14 protein-coding genes are annotated in these 16,996 nt (G+C 35.7%); 10 read left to right on the forward strand and 4 right to left on the reverse strand.

Going from position 1 to position 16,996, the window contains the following annotated elements; all coding sequences use genetic code 11:
* The first annotated feature begins 45 nt into the window (after positions 1–45).
* The 7 genes from fahA to RMN97_RS02650 all read left to right on the forward strand — a co-directional run bounded on the left by fahA (position 46) and on the right by RMN97_RS02650 (position 7,696).
* Complete coding sequence (fahA, locus tag RMN97_RS02620; protein WP_309612972.1) at positions 46–1,329, forward strand: fumarylacetoacetase; 1,284 nt, start codon at positions 46–48, stop codon at positions 1,327–1,329.
* 109 nt (positions 1,330–1,438) lie between these two features.
* The gene (gcvT, locus tag RMN97_RS02625) at positions 1,439–2,521 is read left to right on the forward strand and encodes a glycine cleavage system aminomethyltransferase GcvT (RefSeq protein ID WP_309612973.1); all 1,083 of its coding nucleotides are present in this window, start codon (positions 1,439–1,441) and stop codon (positions 2,519–2,521) included.
* A gap of 128 nt (positions 2,522–2,649) precedes the next feature.
* Positions 2,650–4,677 (forward strand): S41 family peptidase, encoded by a 2,028-nt coding sequence (locus tag RMN97_RS02630; protein ID WP_309612974.1) that lies wholly within the window; start codon positions 2,650–2,652, stop codon positions 4,675–4,677.
* Positions 4,678–4,776: 99 nt separating this feature from the next.
* Positions 4,777–5,487 (forward strand): YebC/PmpR family DNA-binding transcriptional regulator, encoded by a 711-nt coding sequence (locus RMN97_RS02635; protein ID WP_309612975.1) that lies wholly within the window; start codon positions 4,777–4,779, stop codon positions 5,485–5,487.
* A gap of 311 nt (positions 5,488–5,798) precedes the next feature.
* Positions 5,799–6,365 (forward strand): hypothetical protein, encoded by a 567-nt coding sequence (locus RMN97_RS02640; protein ID WP_309612976.1) that lies wholly within the window; start codon positions 5,799–5,801, stop codon positions 6,363–6,365.
* Positions 6,366–6,493: 128 nt separating this feature from the next.
* Complete coding sequence (locus tag RMN97_RS02645) at positions 6,494–7,183, forward strand: hypothetical protein (RefSeq protein ID WP_309612977.1); 690 nt, start codon at positions 6,494–6,496, stop codon at positions 7,181–7,183.
* A gap of 93 nt (positions 7,184–7,276) precedes the next feature.
* Positions 7,277–7,696, forward strand: a complete 420-nt coding sequence (locus tag RMN97_RS02650; protein WP_309612978.1) for a hypothetical protein — start codon at positions 7,277–7,279, stop codon at positions 7,694–7,696.
* 109 nt (positions 7,697–7,805) lie between these two features.
* Here RMN97_RS02650 and RMN97_RS02655 read toward each other — a convergent pair whose 3' ends face one another.
* Positions 7,806–8,846, reverse strand: coding sequence for a cysteine synthase family protein (locus RMN97_RS02655; protein ID WP_309612979.1), 1,041 nt, complete (start codon positions 8,844–8,846; stop codon positions 7,806–7,808).
* A 78-nt stretch (positions 8,847–8,924) separates the two neighbouring features.
* Positions 8,925–10,988 carry a S9 family peptidase gene (locus tag RMN97_RS02660; RefSeq protein WP_309612980.1) on the reverse strand — a complete coding sequence of 688 codons (2,064 nt, stop codon included), beginning with the start codon at positions 10,986–10,988 and terminating at the stop codon, positions 8,925–8,927.
* 399 nt (positions 10,989–11,387) lie between these two features.
* Here RMN97_RS02660 and RMN97_RS02665 point away from each other — a divergent pair, with 399 nt between their 5' ends.
* Complete coding sequence (locus RMN97_RS02665) at positions 11,388–12,350, forward strand: hypothetical protein (protein WP_309612981.1); 963 nt, start codon at positions 11,388–11,390, stop codon at positions 12,348–12,350.
* Positions 12,351–12,436: 86 nt separating this feature from the next.
* Here RMN97_RS02665 and RMN97_RS02670 read toward each other — a convergent pair whose 3' ends face one another.
* Entirely contained in the window at positions 12,437–13,462 is a 1,026-nt protein-coding gene (locus RMN97_RS02670; protein WP_309612982.1) for a GntG family PLP-dependent aldolase, read from the reverse strand.
* A 144-nt stretch (positions 13,463–13,606) separates the two neighbouring features.
* Here RMN97_RS02670 and prfB point away from each other — a divergent pair.
* Together prfB and lpxD are read left to right on the forward strand one after the other, a co-directional pair.
* A protein-coding gene (gene prfB / locus RMN97_RS02675; protein WP_309612983.1) for a peptide chain release factor 2 occupies positions 13,607–14,702 on the forward strand; the annotation gives its coding sequence in 2 pieces (ribosomal slippage) (positions 13,607–13,669 and positions 13,671–14,702; 1,095 coding nt in all).
* A gap of 103 nt (positions 14,703–14,805) precedes the next feature.
* The gene (gene lpxD / locus RMN97_RS02680; protein ID WP_309612984.1) at positions 14,806–15,801 is read left to right on the forward strand and encodes a UDP-3-O-(3-hydroxymyristoyl)glucosamine N-acyltransferase; all 996 of its coding nucleotides are present in this window, start codon (positions 14,806–14,808) and stop codon (positions 15,799–15,801) included.
* Positions 15,802–16,206: 405 nt separating this feature from the next.
* Here lpxD and RMN97_RS02685 read toward each other — a convergent pair whose 3' ends face one another.
* On the reverse strand, positions 16,207–16,974 hold the full coding sequence (locus RMN97_RS02685; RefSeq protein WP_309612985.1) for a dienelactone hydrolase family protein: 768 nt from the start codon (positions 16,972–16,974) through the stop codon (positions 16,207–16,209).
* Positions 16,975–16,996: the final 22 nt, after the last annotated feature.

The raw sequence follows: 16,996 nt of genomic DNA on the forward strand, positions 1-16,996 counted from the left end.
GATATATTTGATTACTTAAATTTTCAACAATTAATTCAACACATCATGCCTTTAGCTACAAACAATCCCAAACGAAAATCTTGGCTTACTGTCCCCAAAGACAGCGACTTCCCCATTCAGAATATCCCGTTTGGCGTTTTCTTAACCAAAGAAGATGTCATCACTATTGGAACAAGAATTGGTGATTACGCGATTGATTTAGGAGCATTACAGCAACTGAATTATTTCGAAGGAATTGAACTAACCGATGATATGTTCATGCAAGACACTTTGAATGATTTTATATCGGATGGAAAAAAAACTTGGCGATTAGTCCGCAACCGAATTAGTGATATTTTTGAACATAGCAATCCGCTACTTCGGGACAATCAGGAACACCGCGATATTGTCATCTTTAAAATGGAAGATGTTGAAATGCAGCTTCCGGTTTTGATTGGCGATTATACCGATTTCTATTCGAGTAAAGAACACGCTACTAATGTTGGTAAAATGTTTCGTGACCCAGCAAATGCTTTATTACCAAACTGGCTTCACATTCCTGTTGGCTATCACGGAAGAAGTTCTACTATAGTGCCATCCGGAATTCCGGTACATCGTCCAATGGGACAAACATTACCAAATGGAGAAAGCACTCCTGTATTTGGTCCGTCACGTTCTATCGATTTTGAATTGGAAACCGCTTTTATTACTACCGATGCTAATATTATGGGCGAAAATATTCCGATTAACGAAGCCGAAGATTATATTTTTGGAATGGTATTATTAAACGATTGGAGCGCACGCGATATTCAAAAATGGGAATATGTGCCACTTGGACCCTTTTTGGCAAAAAACTTTGCTTCCTCAATTTCTCCATGGATAGTAACCATGGACGCTTTGGACCCTTTCCGTTGCAAAGGTCCAGTACAAGAACCAACACCTTTACCCTATTTACAACAAAAAGGAAAACACACTTTCGATATTAATTTAGAAGTCTACATTGAACCTGAAAATACTGAAGTATCGTTGGTCTCTAAATCAAATTTTAAATATATGTATTGGTCGATGTCTCAGCAATTAGCACATCATACTTCTAACGGTTGCCGAATCAATTCGGGAGATATGATGGGTTCCGGAACTATTTCGGGACCAACTCCTGATAGTTATGGCTCGATGCTCGAATTAACTTGGGGCGGAAAAAATCCAATCAAAATGAATGATGGTTCAGAACGTAAATTCATAAATGATAATGACTCAGTAACTATAAAAGGGTATTGTCAAAACAGTTCAGTGCGAATTGGTTTTGGTGAAGTTTGCAATAAATTATTACCACCTTTCGTTAGAAAATAAATCAACATATTTACAATAAAAGCAAACCGCAAATTCGCAAATTAAAAAGGAGAATTAATTTAAATAATTTGTGAATTTGCGGTAAAATTCTTTACAATATAAAATAAAAATGAAAAATACAGCGTTAACACACATACACGAAAGTTTAGGAGCGAAAATGGTTCCGTTTGCCGGATACAATATGCCGGTGCAATATGAAGGTGTAAATGCCGAACACGAAATTGTTAGAAATGGTGTCGGTGTTTTTGATGTGTCACACATGGGTGAGTTTTTACTTAGTGGTGAAAATGCTTTGGCTTTAATCCAGAAATTAACTAGCAATGATGCTTCTGTTTTAGAAATTGGTCGCGCACAATATTCTTGTTTGCCAAATAACGACGGCGGAATTGTAGATGATTTAATTGTGTACCGAATGAAAGAAAACCAGTATTTATTGGTCGTGAACGCTTCTAATATTGACAAAGACTGGAATTGGATTTCGTCGCACAATGATTTAGGTGTGGAAATGAAAAACATTTCAGAGGATTATTCTTTGCTTGCGATTCAAGGCCCAAAAGCTGTTGAAGCGATGCAATCATTAACTTCAATAGATTTATCAGCGATTAAATATTATCATTTTGAAGTGGCTGATTTCGCCGGAATTGAACATGTGATTATATCGGCTACAGGTTACACTGGTTCGGGCGGATTTGAAATTTATTGCAAAAACTCTGATGTAGAGCAAGTTTGGAACAAAGTATTTGAAGCCGGTCAAGCTTTCGGAATCAAACCTGTAGGATTGGCGGCACGCGATACGTTGCGTTTGGAAATGGGTTTTTGTTTGTACGGAAACGACATCAATGATTCGACTTCGCCTTTAGAAGCTGGTTTGGGTTGGATTACCAAATTCACCAAAGACTTTACCAATTCTGAAAATCTAAAAAAACAAAAAGAAGCTGGCGTTAACAAAAAACTTGTTGGTTTTGAACTAACCGAAAGAGGAATTCCGCGTCACGATTATGAAATTGTAGATGCTGATGGCAATAATATTGGTATTGTAACTTCGGGAACAATGGCGCCATCTTTGGGTAAGGGAATCGGAATGGGTTATGTAAAAACCGAATTCTCGGCGGTTGATAGCGATATTTTTATACAAATTCGTAACAACAAAGTCGCTGCCAAAGTGGTAAAAATGCCATTCTATAAAAAGTAGACAATGGCAATGACAATCAAAATGACAATATCAATAAAAACGTAGTTACTAGATTTGCATAATGACATTGAAATTGACATTGACATTGATATTGAAATTGACATTGAAATAGAAATTCACTAAATCTTTTGATAAACAAAACACTAATATCACTTTTGTTGCTTCCTCTTTTAGCTTTAAGCCAAAAAGAGAAGAATCCTTGTGAAACTTTAGCTAGCATCAATGCATTAATTCAAGAGAATCATTATCGCCCAAAACCAATTGACGACAGTTTATCCGTTTATGTTTTTAAAACTTTTTTAAGTCGGTTAGACGAAGAAAACAGACTGTTTATTGCTCCTGAAATCAATGAATTGAAGAAACACGAATACCAAATTGATGATTATATTAATGGGCATGATTGCTCTTTTCTTCATGATTTTTACGCCGCCTATTCTAAATCTATCACGCGTTATGCTGCTATTATTGCTTCTTTGAAAAATGAAGATTTTCCACTTTCCAGTGATGAAAAAGTTATTTTCTCCAGAAAAGCTTTTCCGTATGCAACCGATGAAACTGAATTAAAACACTTGTACAAAAAAAGAATTCTGTTCAATGTCTTGCGCGAAGTTGCTGAATTGAGCACCAATAAAGATTCTTTAGTAGCCAATTTTGATTCACTTGGTACTTCCAACAAACCCAAAGTCATTGATAAATACGAATGCAAAACGGAAAGCTACCAAATGTCGGAAGATGAATTTAATGCTATTTTTTACTCCGTCTTTTGTTCCTATTTTGATCCACATACTGAATATTTTTCGGAAAACGATAAATCGGAATTTTTCTCAACTGTAAGTTCAGATAATCTGACTTTTGGACTCTATGTTTCCTTATCTGAAAAAGACGAATTGACCGTTGACGATATTATTCCGGGAAGTTCAGCTTATTTTAGTGATAAAATAAATGTTGGTGACCAATTGTTAAAAATCAAGTATAAAAACGAAGAGTACGAAATTGCTTGTGCTTCGATGAAAAAAATTGATGAAATCATCACTTCCAAAGAGTATAAAACGGCAATTTTTACTTTTAGAAAAAAAAGTGGTGAAATATACAACGTTCGATTAGTAAAAAAAATTTTGAAAGATTATCAAAACAATGTCTTTAGTTTTAAACTAAAAACTGATAAATCTACATTTGGTTATATTAAAATTCCGAGCTTTTATTCCACTTTTGAAAATGGAAAATCGAGCATCACGCATGATGTTGTCAAAGAAATATACAAACTAGGTGAAGATCAAATCGATGGACTAATCATAGATGTTGAGAATAATGGTGGCGGTTCAATGGAAGAAGCGGTTAGACTTTCAGGTTTGTTTATAAACGATGGACCATTGGCAATCATGAATAATAATAAAAATAATAAAGAAGTCATTCCAGATGATATTCTGGGGACAATTTATAATGGTCCGATGGTGATAATGATAAATGGCTTTTCAGCTTCGGCAAGCGAATTTTTCACCAATGCCATGCAAGACTACAATCGAGCGATTGTTATTGGAAACAAATCATTAGGGAAAGCCACCATGCAACGCATCTTTCCACTAAATGCAAATAACGATGAGTTTCTGAAATTAACCTTGGAAAAATTCTACCGATTAACCGGAAAAAGTAATCAGTACAATGGCATAACTCCTGATGTTGAAATTCCGTTATTGTTTGACAAGCAAATGCCAAGAGAAAACAGCTATGATACTGCGCTTAAAAATGATGAAATACGTGGTGTTTTAAAATACAATTATATTGAGAATGTTATTTATGCCGATGCGATTGCAGCCAGTAAAAAAAGAGTGACCGAAAACACAGATGCGATTGAAATAGAAGACCTTAACACTAAAATAAATCCTTTGTACGATGCTGATTTGCCACCGGTAGTTTTACAATTCAGTTCTATTTTTGATAATGTAAACCAAATTAATTCACTTTGGAAAGAGATAAAAAAGGAAACCGAAAAGGTATATCCAATAACCGTTGAATTAAATGCTGCCGATATCAAGATTCAGAAAAAGGATGATTTTATGAAAACCAACACTACCGAAAGAATAAAAAATATTAGACAAAACTTTCACATACTAGAAGCCACTAATATATTGTATGACGTAAATAATTTAAAACCTTAAGGACAATTTGGTTACAAAAATGAAGAATTCAATCATTTGCAATAACCGAATAATACCTTATTTTTGCACTCAATTTTAGCATTAAAAATAGTCTTAGCAATGGGAAGAGCATTCGAATTTAGAAAAGGTCGAAAAATGAAACGTTGGTCAGCCATGGCTAAAGCGTTTACACGTATAGGAAAAGATATTGTAATGGCGGTGAAAGAAGGTGGACCAAATCCGGAAGCCAATTCCCGTTTACGTGCTGTTATCCAAAATGCAAAATCGGCTAACATGCCGAAAGAAAACGTGGAACGTGCGATTAAGAAAGCAACCGATAAAGATACAGCCAACTACAAAGAGCAACTTTTTGAAGGTTATGCACCGCACGGAATTGCACTTTTAATTGAAACTGCTACCGATAACAACAACAGAACCGTTGCCAACATCAGAAGCTATTTCAACAAATGCAATGGTACGATGGGAACACAAGGTTCGGTGGAATTTATGTTTGACCATACGTGTAATTTCCGTATTCCGAATAACAACATTGATATTGAAGAATTAGAATTAGAGTTTATCGATTTTGGTGCCGAAGAAATCTTTGCTGACGAAGACGGAATCTTAATCTACGCTCCTTTCGGAAGTTTTGGTGCCATCCAAAAAGAATTGGAAAGCCGTGACATTGAAATATTATCTTCTGGTTTTGAAAGAATTCCTCAGATAACCAAAAAACTAACAGAAGCTGAAATAGCAGATGTAGAAAAACTAATCGAAAAAATCGAAGAAGATGATGACGTAATGAACGTGTATCATACAATGGAGGAATAGAATTTTAAATATTAGATTTAAGATATTAGATATAAAGCTCTGGGCAATGCCTGGAGTTTTTTTGTAGGGGAAATTTTGTTACTTTTACTTTGGAGCAAATTTGCTTGCAAAAATAAGTTGCGATTATTTATAAGTTATCGGTCATTGGACGTCACTTACTCATCGAACATACATTAGAAATGAAACAAATTAAACTGACGACTTTAACATTTGGACTTCTGCTTTTCGGCTGCAATGAAGACTATTAAAGTAATTTTGCTACATAAACTTTAAAAGAAGATAAAACCATATTATTAATTAAACATAAAAATATGAAAAAAATCATTTATGCGCTGATCTTACCGCTGGTTGTGGTAAGCGGACTGGTATTTGCAAATCGTGAAATTAAAAATGAAACTTCTAAAAAGTCAATCCCAAAGCCTCTCTCTGCTGCTGAAAGGAAAGCCGCATTGAAAAAATGGGAGGCTAGCCCTGATGGTATAATGTACAAAAAATGGGAAGCGTCTCCTGCAGGTAAAAAAGTACATGCCGGTGCTGCTAAAATAAGGAAGTCCATTAGGGATTATACCAATATGGAGGGAGTTGTAACCTCTCTTTCTCTTCCGCCAGGCTCAAGATTAGGTTTCGGAGTGATGGTAAGGATTAATGGTGACGATTATATTCTTGCTTTTGGGCCAGAAAAGTCTGGGAAGAATATTTTGAATTTTAACAATGAATTTGAGCAATTACATAGCCTGAAAGTTAACGACAAAATAATTATAAGAAGCCATAGCGTATCGTACGCGCCCAAGTATTCAATTCCAATAGTAGCGGGCGACTATGTAGAACGAGATAGTAAAATAATTTATAAACGTGTACCTCGCAAAGGCGGTTGCTAAGTAAATAAATTATGAAATACATTCACGTATATGCCCCGTCATAAAATAGAAATAACTCAGTTCCTCAGCCGCGACTGTCGTTTGGCATCGGAACGTTAAGCATCAATTTCACGGAACCCAAAGACAAAATGAATATATTCAACCGAAATACAACAAAAAGGCATTTAAAGCAATTTGAGATAGAAATTGCAGAATTGTTATCAAGTGAGTTTCCAGAATTTAAGAAGGTAATCGAAATGTCGGAACTCAATGGAATTAATTTCATGGAAAAACCGCAAGGAATCAACTTAACAAGAAGTTACAATCCAAAAGTTTATGGAGAAATCAAAAGAAATCATAATACTTGTTTCAATTTAGTTGGTGTTTCTGTTTTTGAGAAAAAGACAAAAAAATATGTGCCAATAAAGCTAGGCTATTTACATGACGCATTGAACATAATTGAGATTCCAAATCCAAAACAATTCCATAGAATTTATGATTTAAACAATACAAAAGTTGAGAAAATTGAAATCAAAAATATAAAATTAGAAAATCCAGAAAAAGCTATTGTTTTAAAAATTCTGAATGAAATAGACCTTGAAAAATTAAGCTCTTTAGATTTGGAAAACACATTTGAAATTGAAATAGACGGACAATTATTCTTTACTATTATTGACATGGAAGATGGAAATTATATTGCAATTGATAAAGAAAGGATAATCTATCGATTAAATCACGACCAAAATGTAAGAGTTAAAAAAATAGCAGAAAATCCAATTGAATTTTTCAAAATTTATAGTGATAAAAAATCAGAATTGGAAAATATAATGAACCAATAAACCCGAACGACTAACAGCGGTTTTACAACTGCCTAGTTTAGTACAAGTTGTGTTATGAAATTTTGTACCTTAGTCTTCATAAAATCATAAGCTATGAAACATCTAATTTATTTAACGTTACTGCTTTTAACAGCAACCACACTAACCGCACAGGAAATTAAATTAAAGGATGACGTTGTTTATTCAGGCGAAAAACCAACTTTCAGTTTTGCCAAAAAATCATTTAATAACGAATTGTATGTTTATAAACTAAACACCAAAGAAGAATTGGTACACCTGCAGGTAGACAACAACGGAACAGAAATCAAACAGGATGATGGTAAGAAAATAGTTTTTGAACAACAAAAAGTTACTATTCAATCAAAAAACTTCCGAACTAGAAAATGGGATTTTCTAATAGCATTGCTGCTTGAAGAAAAAGTAATCGACCTAAAAGGCGATATTAATCTAGACAACCTAAATCGGTTTAAAGCAAAATATGATGACAACGATGTTAACAAAACTATGAGATAGTTTCAAACCTTTATGTCATAAATCAAAAAACTCCAAATTGCTTTGGAGTTTTTTTTATATCTAAGTAATCTAACTGTCTAGAATTCTAACAATCCAACTATCTAATAATCTATTTGATAAATTCTACTTTCTGAACTTCTTCAGCATTGATACTGTCAAAGAAACCTTGTTCGTTCATCCAGTCATCGCTAAATACTTTGCTCATATAACGAGAACCATGATCAGGGAAAATCGCAATAACATTACTTTCTTCTGTAAATTCTCCTTCTTCAGCATATTGTTTGATGGCCTGCATCACTGCTCCAGAAGTATACCCTACAAATAACCCTTCTCTTTTGACAATTTCTCTGGTTGTGTGAGCACTTTCTTCATCAGTTACTTTCATGAAATGATCAATCAAATCAAAGTCGGTTGCTGTTGGAATAAGGTTTTTACCCAATCCTTCTATTCTGTATGGATAGATTTCATCAGCGTCAAACTCTTTGGTCTCGTGGTATTTTTTCAACACCGAACCAAAAGCATCAACACCTAAAATTCTAATATTTGGATTCTTTTCTTTTAAATATTTGGCTGCGCCGGAAATTGTTCCTCCTGTTCCGCTACACGCAATTAAGTGTGAAATTTTTCCGTTGGTTTGTTCCCAAATTTCCGGACCGGTTGATTTGTAATGCGCATCAATATTCAATTGATTGAAATACTGATTAATATAGATTGAACCTTTAGTTTCTTCATGCAAACGCTTAGCGACATTATAGTAAGATCGCTCGTCATCCGCAGAAACATGTGCCGGACAAACATATACTTTTGCGCCTAAACTACGCAACATATCAATTTTATCTTTGGAAGATTTTGAACTAACTGCTAAAATGCAGTTGTATCCTTTGATGATACTTACCATTGCCAAACTAAAACCAGTATTCCCTGAAGTAGTTTCAATGATAGTATCGCCTGGAGAAAGGATTCCTTGTCTTTCTGCCTCTTCTATAATATATAATGCAATTCTATCTTTGGTGGAATGTCCTGGGTTGAAAGCTTCAACCTTAGCATAAAAATTTCCTGGTAAAGATTCGGTGATTTTGTTTAGTCTAATTAAAGGAGTATTCCCTATTAGGCTTAATACATTATCGTGAGCTTTTATATCTTGTTTCATAAATAAACTAGTCAAGGCATATTATGAAGCCAATTTTACGGACTTCTTAACTTTGCAAATTTAATAAAATATTTTAAACTATCTTTTTATTCCTTCTAAATCTAGCAAAAAACTATACTCTTTGGCGATTTCCTTAATGGCTTCAAACCTTCCCGAGGCACCACCATGTCCTGCATCCATATTTGTATCCAAATATAATTGATTATTATTTGTTTTCAAGACGCGTAGTTTTGCGACCCATTTCGCTGGTTCCCAATACTGTACCTGCGAATCATGCAAGCCTGTTGAAATATACAAGTTTGGATAAGCCTCGGCTAGTACATTATCATAAGGCGAATACGAAAGCATATAATTATAATATTTTTTAACATTTGGATTTCCCCATTCGTCATATTCTCCAGTTGTTAATGGTATCGTTTCGTCCAACATCGTCGTAACAACATCCACAAACGGAACTTGTGCGATGACGCCGTTATACAAATTTGGTGCCATGTTGATAATCGCTCCCATCAAAAGTCCGCCAGCAGAGCCACCTTCGGCATATAAATGTTCGGTGGATGTATACTTTTCATCAATCACAAATTGGGAGCAATCTATAAAATCTGTAAACGTATTTTTCTTTTTTAACAACTTTCCGTTTTCATACCATTCTCTTCCTAAATCTTCACCACCACGAATGTGAGCAATGGCATAAATAAATCCTCTGTCTAATAATGATAATCGAACTGATGAAAAATGGCAATCCATAGTTGCACCATACGAACCGTAAGCATATAACAACAATGGATTTTTTCCGTCTTTCTTAATTCCTTTTCGATACACCATAGAAATTGGCACCTCGGTTCCGTCTTTGGCGGTGGCCCAAATACGTTCTTCTATATAATTGTTTTTATCAAATTTTCCACCCAAAACTTCCTGTTCTTTAAGTACGTTTTTGGCCGCTGTTTTCATATTGAAATCAATCACAGAAGCCGGAGTAGCTAATGATTGATAACCATAACGAAGTATTTCAGTGTCAAAATCGAGATTGGTTGTCGTGTACGCCATATAAGTTTCACTTTCAAAAGGCAGGTAATATTCCCCTTTCCCACTCCATGGCATAATACGAATGTGATTCAAACCATTGAAGCGTTCTGAAACCACCAAATAATTTTTAAAAATATCAATATCTTCCAGCAAAACATCATCGCGATGCGCAATAACATCAACCCAATTCTCTTTTGAAGTCGCTTCTTCAGGCGTTTTCATAAGTTTAAAATTGGTTGCTTTGTCTTTATTGGTTACGATAAAAAAATGGTCTTTAAAATGTGACATCGAATATTCCAAACCACGTGTTCTTTTCTGAAACACTTTGAATTTAGCATCTGGCGTAGCCGATAAAACCGTTTGGTATTCGGTTGTCAATGTGCTGCTAGAATTGATAATCAAATACTTCTTCGACTTCGATTTATAAACCGAAACATCAAAAGTTTCATCTTTTTCAAAATAAACTAAAGTGTCTTTATCGGCAGCCGTTCCGATTTTGTGTTTGTAAATTTTATCGGCACGAAGCGTTACTTCATCCTTTCGGGAATAAAACAAAGTGGTGTTATCACTTGCCCAAGTGGAACCTCCAGTGGTGTTTTCTAATTTCACATCAAGGATTTCACCCGAAACTAAATTCTTAACCTGAATCGTATATTGTCTTCTCGAAACCGTATCAACTCCAAAAGCCACCATCGTATTGTCTTCGCTAACGCTTAAGCCGGATAAATTGAAATACGTGTGACCTTTCGCCATTTCATTGCAGTCAAACAAGATTTCTTCTTTGGCTCCCAGACTTTCTTTTTTGCGTGAATGAATTGGATAATCTTTACCTTTTTCAAAACGCGTAATGTAATAATAACCGTTGTAGAAATAAGGAACTGACTCGTCATCTTCCTTGATTCTGGCTTTCATTTCTTCAAACAATTCCTTTTGAAATTCCTTGGTATGCGTCGTTGATTGATGGTAATAGTCATTCTCCTGATTGAGATAATCAATCACTTCCGGATTTTCCCTTTGGTTTAACCAATAATAATTATCAATACGAACGTGTCCGTGTTTTTCCAAAGTGTGTGGAATTATTTTGGCTACTGGCGGTTTAATGGTAGAATCTGGCATTTATCATGTATTGGTAACATACAAAAATAACCATTCTACTACTATGACTCAAAGTTGCTGAAGGAAGTTATGCACTTAGAAATTAACATTTTTTGCTTGCATTAGGCAGCGTTTCAGAAGCACAAACTTTCAATTATTTAGAACCTATCTTCCCGCTATCCACTCAATCTGTCATTGCGAGGCACGAAGACACCCGAGCGCAGCGAACAGAGCGTAGCTAATCCCATCATCATTGTCTTGCGCAATGTCAGGATTTCCAATGCTATCGGGGCTAGCTAGTACGTTCAATCTTCTTTTACACTTGCATTTTTTTGTCCCTATAAAACTCAAAAATTCCCTTTTCAATATCAGACTAGGAGTAATTTTTATATTTTAGCCATCTACAATTTCTCCAAAACTATGAAAATCAAATTATCACTTATTATTTTACTGATAAACTGCTCGGTTTGTTTATCCCAAAGTGAGCTTGCCAAAAAGGGAGTTATTACTTTGGCAGACAATCAAAAAATAGCTTTTAACAATGTTAGGCTACAAGACGGAAAGTTTGTGTTCTTTGATATCAAAACCGGAACGGAAAGCAGCCTTGATGTAATCGAAATTAAGTATATTGAAGACAGCCGTGATTCGAAAGTATTTACTAACAAGACTGTTGTTGACCGAACTCGTGAAGCCGATTTAAAGTTGGCAGTAAAACAGAAAAAGTTAGCTATTGAAGAGGAAACAAAAAAAACAGCTGCCTATAAACAAAAGCTCGAAGACGAAAAAAAAGCTTTAGCAATGGGTTTGTATCCAAATGGTGTCTATACTACAAAAGAAGATTTTTTAAATAAGATTCCAAAGAACTCAGAAGAACTTGTTCCGAAAGAAGTAGTCGATTTAGATAAGTCCATTTTGTATGGCATTCCTGATGAATGTTTCTTCTACCATTTACAATCGGATAAAAAAATAAAAAACGCTTTTGCAGTTTCCTATAGAGGCCATTTATATTTTCAGATTGCTGCCATTTTAGACAATAGAAATAAAACCGACAGAGCGCAATCCAATGACCATCCCAATTCATTTGTAAGAGTAAAAAGTTTTGGCGAAAATTACTATTATTCGGAAGCTGAGTTAGCCAATTTTTGGGCACAAGGAGTTGCGGCTGGTGTTGGCGGTGTCGTAGTTGGAGTTGCAGTAGCAACTACAATGAATAGAGAAAAAGGGATTGTTTGGGATATCAAAAACAAAGAATTCAACATCTTCAAAAACTGTCAGGATTTTAATGATTTCATCAAAGATAAATATCCCGAAGGAGTTCAAAAATGTGAGAGCCAACAACCTGATATACTTCTAGTCCGAAAAGCTATAGAAAAAATAAAATAGGACCGAAAAAAAACACCCGAGCTTGCGAACGGAGCGTAGCTAATCCTGAGAATTGTTTTTTTTCAGGAGCCAGGCGGTGCGTTGGCCTAGAAACTCAATTTCTCCAATGCTTCCAAAACATATTCATGCATCACTTGGCGGTAATCAAGATGCGTAACGATTCTTAGTTTTCCTTTGGCTAGCAAACTAATCGATATGCCTTTTTGTTTTAGCTTTTCAATAACTTCTTGGTCATGTATATGAGGTTGTGCCGAAAAGACAACAATATTTGTTTCTACAGGTTCGACAACTGCAACCCACGAACATTGCGCTAATTGAGCTCCTAATTCTTTTGCTCTGCGATGGTCTTCTTCTAACCTATTGATATTGTTTTTCAAGGCATAAATTCCAGCTGCTGCCAGATAACCCGATTGACGCATATTTCCACCAAATATTTTTCGGATACGCAAAGCACGATGCATCGTTTCAGCATCTGAAAGTAAAACAGAACCAATTGGAGCGCCTAATCCTTTAGAAAAACATACCGAAATCGTATCGAATAACGCTCCGAATTGTTTTGGTTGCTGCTTTTTAGCAATCATTGCATTCCACAAACGAGCACCATCTAAATGGTATTTCAAATTATGGTCGACACAAACTTGCTTTATTTTTTGGAGTTCTTCAATTTGATAACAAGCACCGCCACCTTTATTGGTTGTGTTTTCAATGCCTACCATTTTTGACATTGGTGTATGATAAAACTCGGGATCATTGATACCTTCTTTAACTTGCGCTGCTGTTATCATGCCACGGTTTCCATCCAATAAATTGAAATTCACACCGCTATTAGCAGAAGCGCCACCCGATTCATACAAATGAATATGCGACCATTTGTCACAAATAATTTGGTCGCCCGGATTGGTATTTAGTTTAATTGCCGTTTGGTTTGCCATCGTTCCGGTTGGAAAAAACAAGGCAGCTTCCATTCCGAATAAATCGGCTACCATTTTTTCAAAAGCATTTACGGTTGGGTCTTGTTTGAATACATCATCACCTACTTTGGCATTGAACATCGCCTGAAGCATTTCGGGGGTTGGTTTGGTAACGGTATCGCTGATTAAATTTATTTCCATTTAAAGAATATTAGTCTATTTTTGTGGTGAATTCCTAGCCCCGATAGTAGTGGAAATCCTTTTTATTGTTTGACAAAACAATAAAAAGATTGAAACGAATAGCGGGAATAGCTTCAAATAATAAAATACAAAACTACATTATTTATGACAAATACCGAACAAATTAAAGGTATTGTGGAGCGCCTTGGTGCGTTAAGGAGGTATCTTTGACATTGATGCCAAACTTATAGAAATTACTAACGAAGAAGAAAAGACCTTTGCACCCAACTTTTGGAACAATCCAAAAGAAGCTGAACTCATTGTTCAAAACTTACGCTCCAAGAAAAAATGGGTCGAAGATTTTGAAAAGGGAAATGCCATGGCAGAAGAACTTCAAATTATTTACGAATTTTTCAGAAAAGGTGATGCTAATGAAGAAGAACTTGATGAGTACTTCGAACTAACAAGTACGCATGTTGAAAACCTGGAATTCAGAAACATGCTTTCTGATGAAGGCGATAGTTTGAGCGCTGTTGTTCAGATTACGGCTGGTGCAGGTGGAACCGAAAGTTGCGATTGGGCATCCATGCTAATGCGAATGTATATGATGTGGGGCGAAAAAGAAGGCTATAAAATCAAAGAACTTAACTTTCAGGAAGGCGATGTTGCGGGAATAAAAACGGTGACTTTAGAATTTGAAGGCGAATACTCTTTTGGCTATTTAAAAGGCGAAAATGGTGTACATCGTTTGGTGCGAATTTCACCTTTTGATAGTAATGCCAAACGACATACTTCTTTTGCTTCGGTTTATGTATATCCATTGGTTGATGACAGCATTGAAATTGATATTAATCCAGCTGACATTGAAATTACAACTTCACGATCAAGCGGTGCCGGTGGACAAAATGTAAATAAGGTGGAAACAAAAGTCCAATTGGTTCATAAACCAACCGGAATTCAGATTCAATGCTCGGAAACGCGTTCGCAACAAGACAATAGACAACGAGCGATGCAAATGTTACGTTCACAGTTGTATGAAATTGAACTCAAAAAACAGCAAGCACAACGCGCCGATATCGAAGCCGGTAAAATGAAAATTGAATGGGGTTCACAAATCAGAAACTATGTAATGCAACCTTATAAATTGGTCAAAGATGTCCGAACTGGTTATGAAACCAGTGATGTTGATGGCGTCATGAATGGCAATATTGATAAATTTTTGAAAGCCTATCTGATGATGATGGGACAGAAAGAAGAGTAATCAGCTAGCAGTCGCAGTCTCAGTTGGCAGTTTTAGGTTAATATTGTTGGATATTCAAATTCATTTATCTTTATTTGAGAAATAATCAGAATTATACACAAATATGAATACTTATTCAATTCAAGAGATTAACGATGTTTTGCATGGTGAAATTGTTGGTACAACTTCTTGCAAAATAACTGCTCCCGAACAATTAGAAGCGGCAACTGAAACCGAAATTTCGTTTATTGGAAACAAAAAATATGAAAAGTTTTGGGAGAATTCCAAAGCTTGTGTGGCGGTAGTGAATCAGGATATTTCTATTGAACCGGGAGAAAATCGCGCTTTTATAAAAGTGAAAAATGCTGATTTAGCAATGTCACAAGTTTTAGAACTCTTTGCTCCCGCTCCACCAGTATTTTCAGTAGATATTCATCCGACTGCTGTAATCGACAAATCGGCAACTATTGGAAACGGAACCCGAATTGGTGCCGGAAGTTACATCGGGCCAAATGTTGTTCTTGCGGAAAATGTTACTATTTACCCAAATGTCACTATTCTTGATGAATGTACCATTGGGAAAAACACCACTATTTGGTCTGGAACTGTAATTCGTGAGCGTTGTCATATTGGTGCGTATTGCATTTTGCATCCCAATTGTACTATTGGTGCTGATGGATTTGGATTTAGACCTTGTCCGGAAAAAGGCTTGGTAAAAATTCCACAAATTGGAAATGTAATCATCGGAAACAATGTTGAAATTGGTGCCAACTCTTGCGTTGACAGAGGAAAATTCAGTTCGACTATAGTGGGTGATGGTTGCAAGATTGATAATTTAGTACAAATTGGTCATAACTCTAAGTTGGGTAAATTCTGCATCATGGCAGGAAATTCTGGCTTGGCTGGTTCGGTAACTTTAGGAAACGGAGTTATTGTTGGTGGAAGTGCTTCTATAAAAGACCACTTAACTATTGGCGATGGCGCTATTGTTGGTGCTGGTTCCGGAGTAGCTGCCGATGTTGAAGCGGGGAAAGTAGTTCTTGGTTATCCAGCAGTTGATGCTCGTGAAGCCTTGAAACAATGGGCAATATTGAAAAGATTAGTAAAAGACTCTAAATAATTATGAATTATAAGTTATGAGTTATGAATTGAAAAGCTCAAGAAACAAAGCTTATTTTTTTGAAAATAACTTATACATAATTCATAATTAAAACCTATATTTGCATCGAGGATTCCGAAAGGAAGTTACACCTCACCGCACTAGTCGATCGCTCCAGATCGACTTTTGTATTTTTATAAAAAAGCAAAAGCCCAAAACTGAATACGGTTTTGGGCTTTTTGATACCATCCCTAAAGGGATTCTTATTTACTCTCAATCGATTGCCTACCTGTATTTAATCCCTAACGGGATTGCTTGATTTTAAAAATTAGCTGTCCTTAATTCCGTTAGGGATGGTATATTAAATTGGGCTATATAACAGATATAATCCCTAGCGGGATTGTATGATTCTGGAAACAGTAACGCTTACAGTACTTCCTTTAAAAAATTCCGCATCGCTTCCCAAGAACGTTTATCAGCTTTTTCATTATACGCGGCTCCTTTTGAATTATCATTTCCGGCATCTTTATGAGTAAACGAATGCACAGCGTTGGCATAATATACCATTTGCCAATCGGTTTTAGCGGTGCGCATTTCATTTTGAAATTTTTCAATTTCTTCTTTTGATTCATAAGGATCATCAGCACCATGAAGAACCAAAACCTTTGGAGCAATTGAATCGATAGTTCTGGCTTCATCCCGACCTAAACCACCGTGGAAAGACACAATTCCTTTTACTTTCATATTGGTTCTGGCAGCTTCTACTGCACCAGATCCTCCAAAGCAATATCCGATTACCACAATTTCATCAGGATTAGCTCCATGTTTGACCAATTGGTCTAATGCCAACTGAATTCTGGTTTGGTATTCCTTTATGTTTTTTTTGTAATAGCCTGCTTTTTGACCGGCTTCACTGTAGTTTGTTGGACGTTGATCAACACCATATATATCCGCAATGAAAGATTGATAACCCAATTCTGCCAATTTGTAGGCAACTTCTTTTTCATGATCCTTAATTCCCATCCACGCGGGAAGGATTAAAACTCCGGGCTTATCGTTCAACTGTTTTGCTGGTACAATAGAAAGACCACTTAATACCTGATTTCCATCTTTGTATTCGACCGCTTTAGGCTGAGCATTACCTTTTGAAATAATGAGTCCAAAAAATAATATATAGGCAATTTTACTTTTCATTTTTAACTGTTTTTAAAATTAA

This window comes from Flavobacterium sp. (assembly GCF_031381455.1).
Taxonomy (GTDB): domain Bacteria; phylum Bacteroidota; class Bacteroidia; order Flavobacteriales; family Flavobacteriaceae; genus Flavobacterium.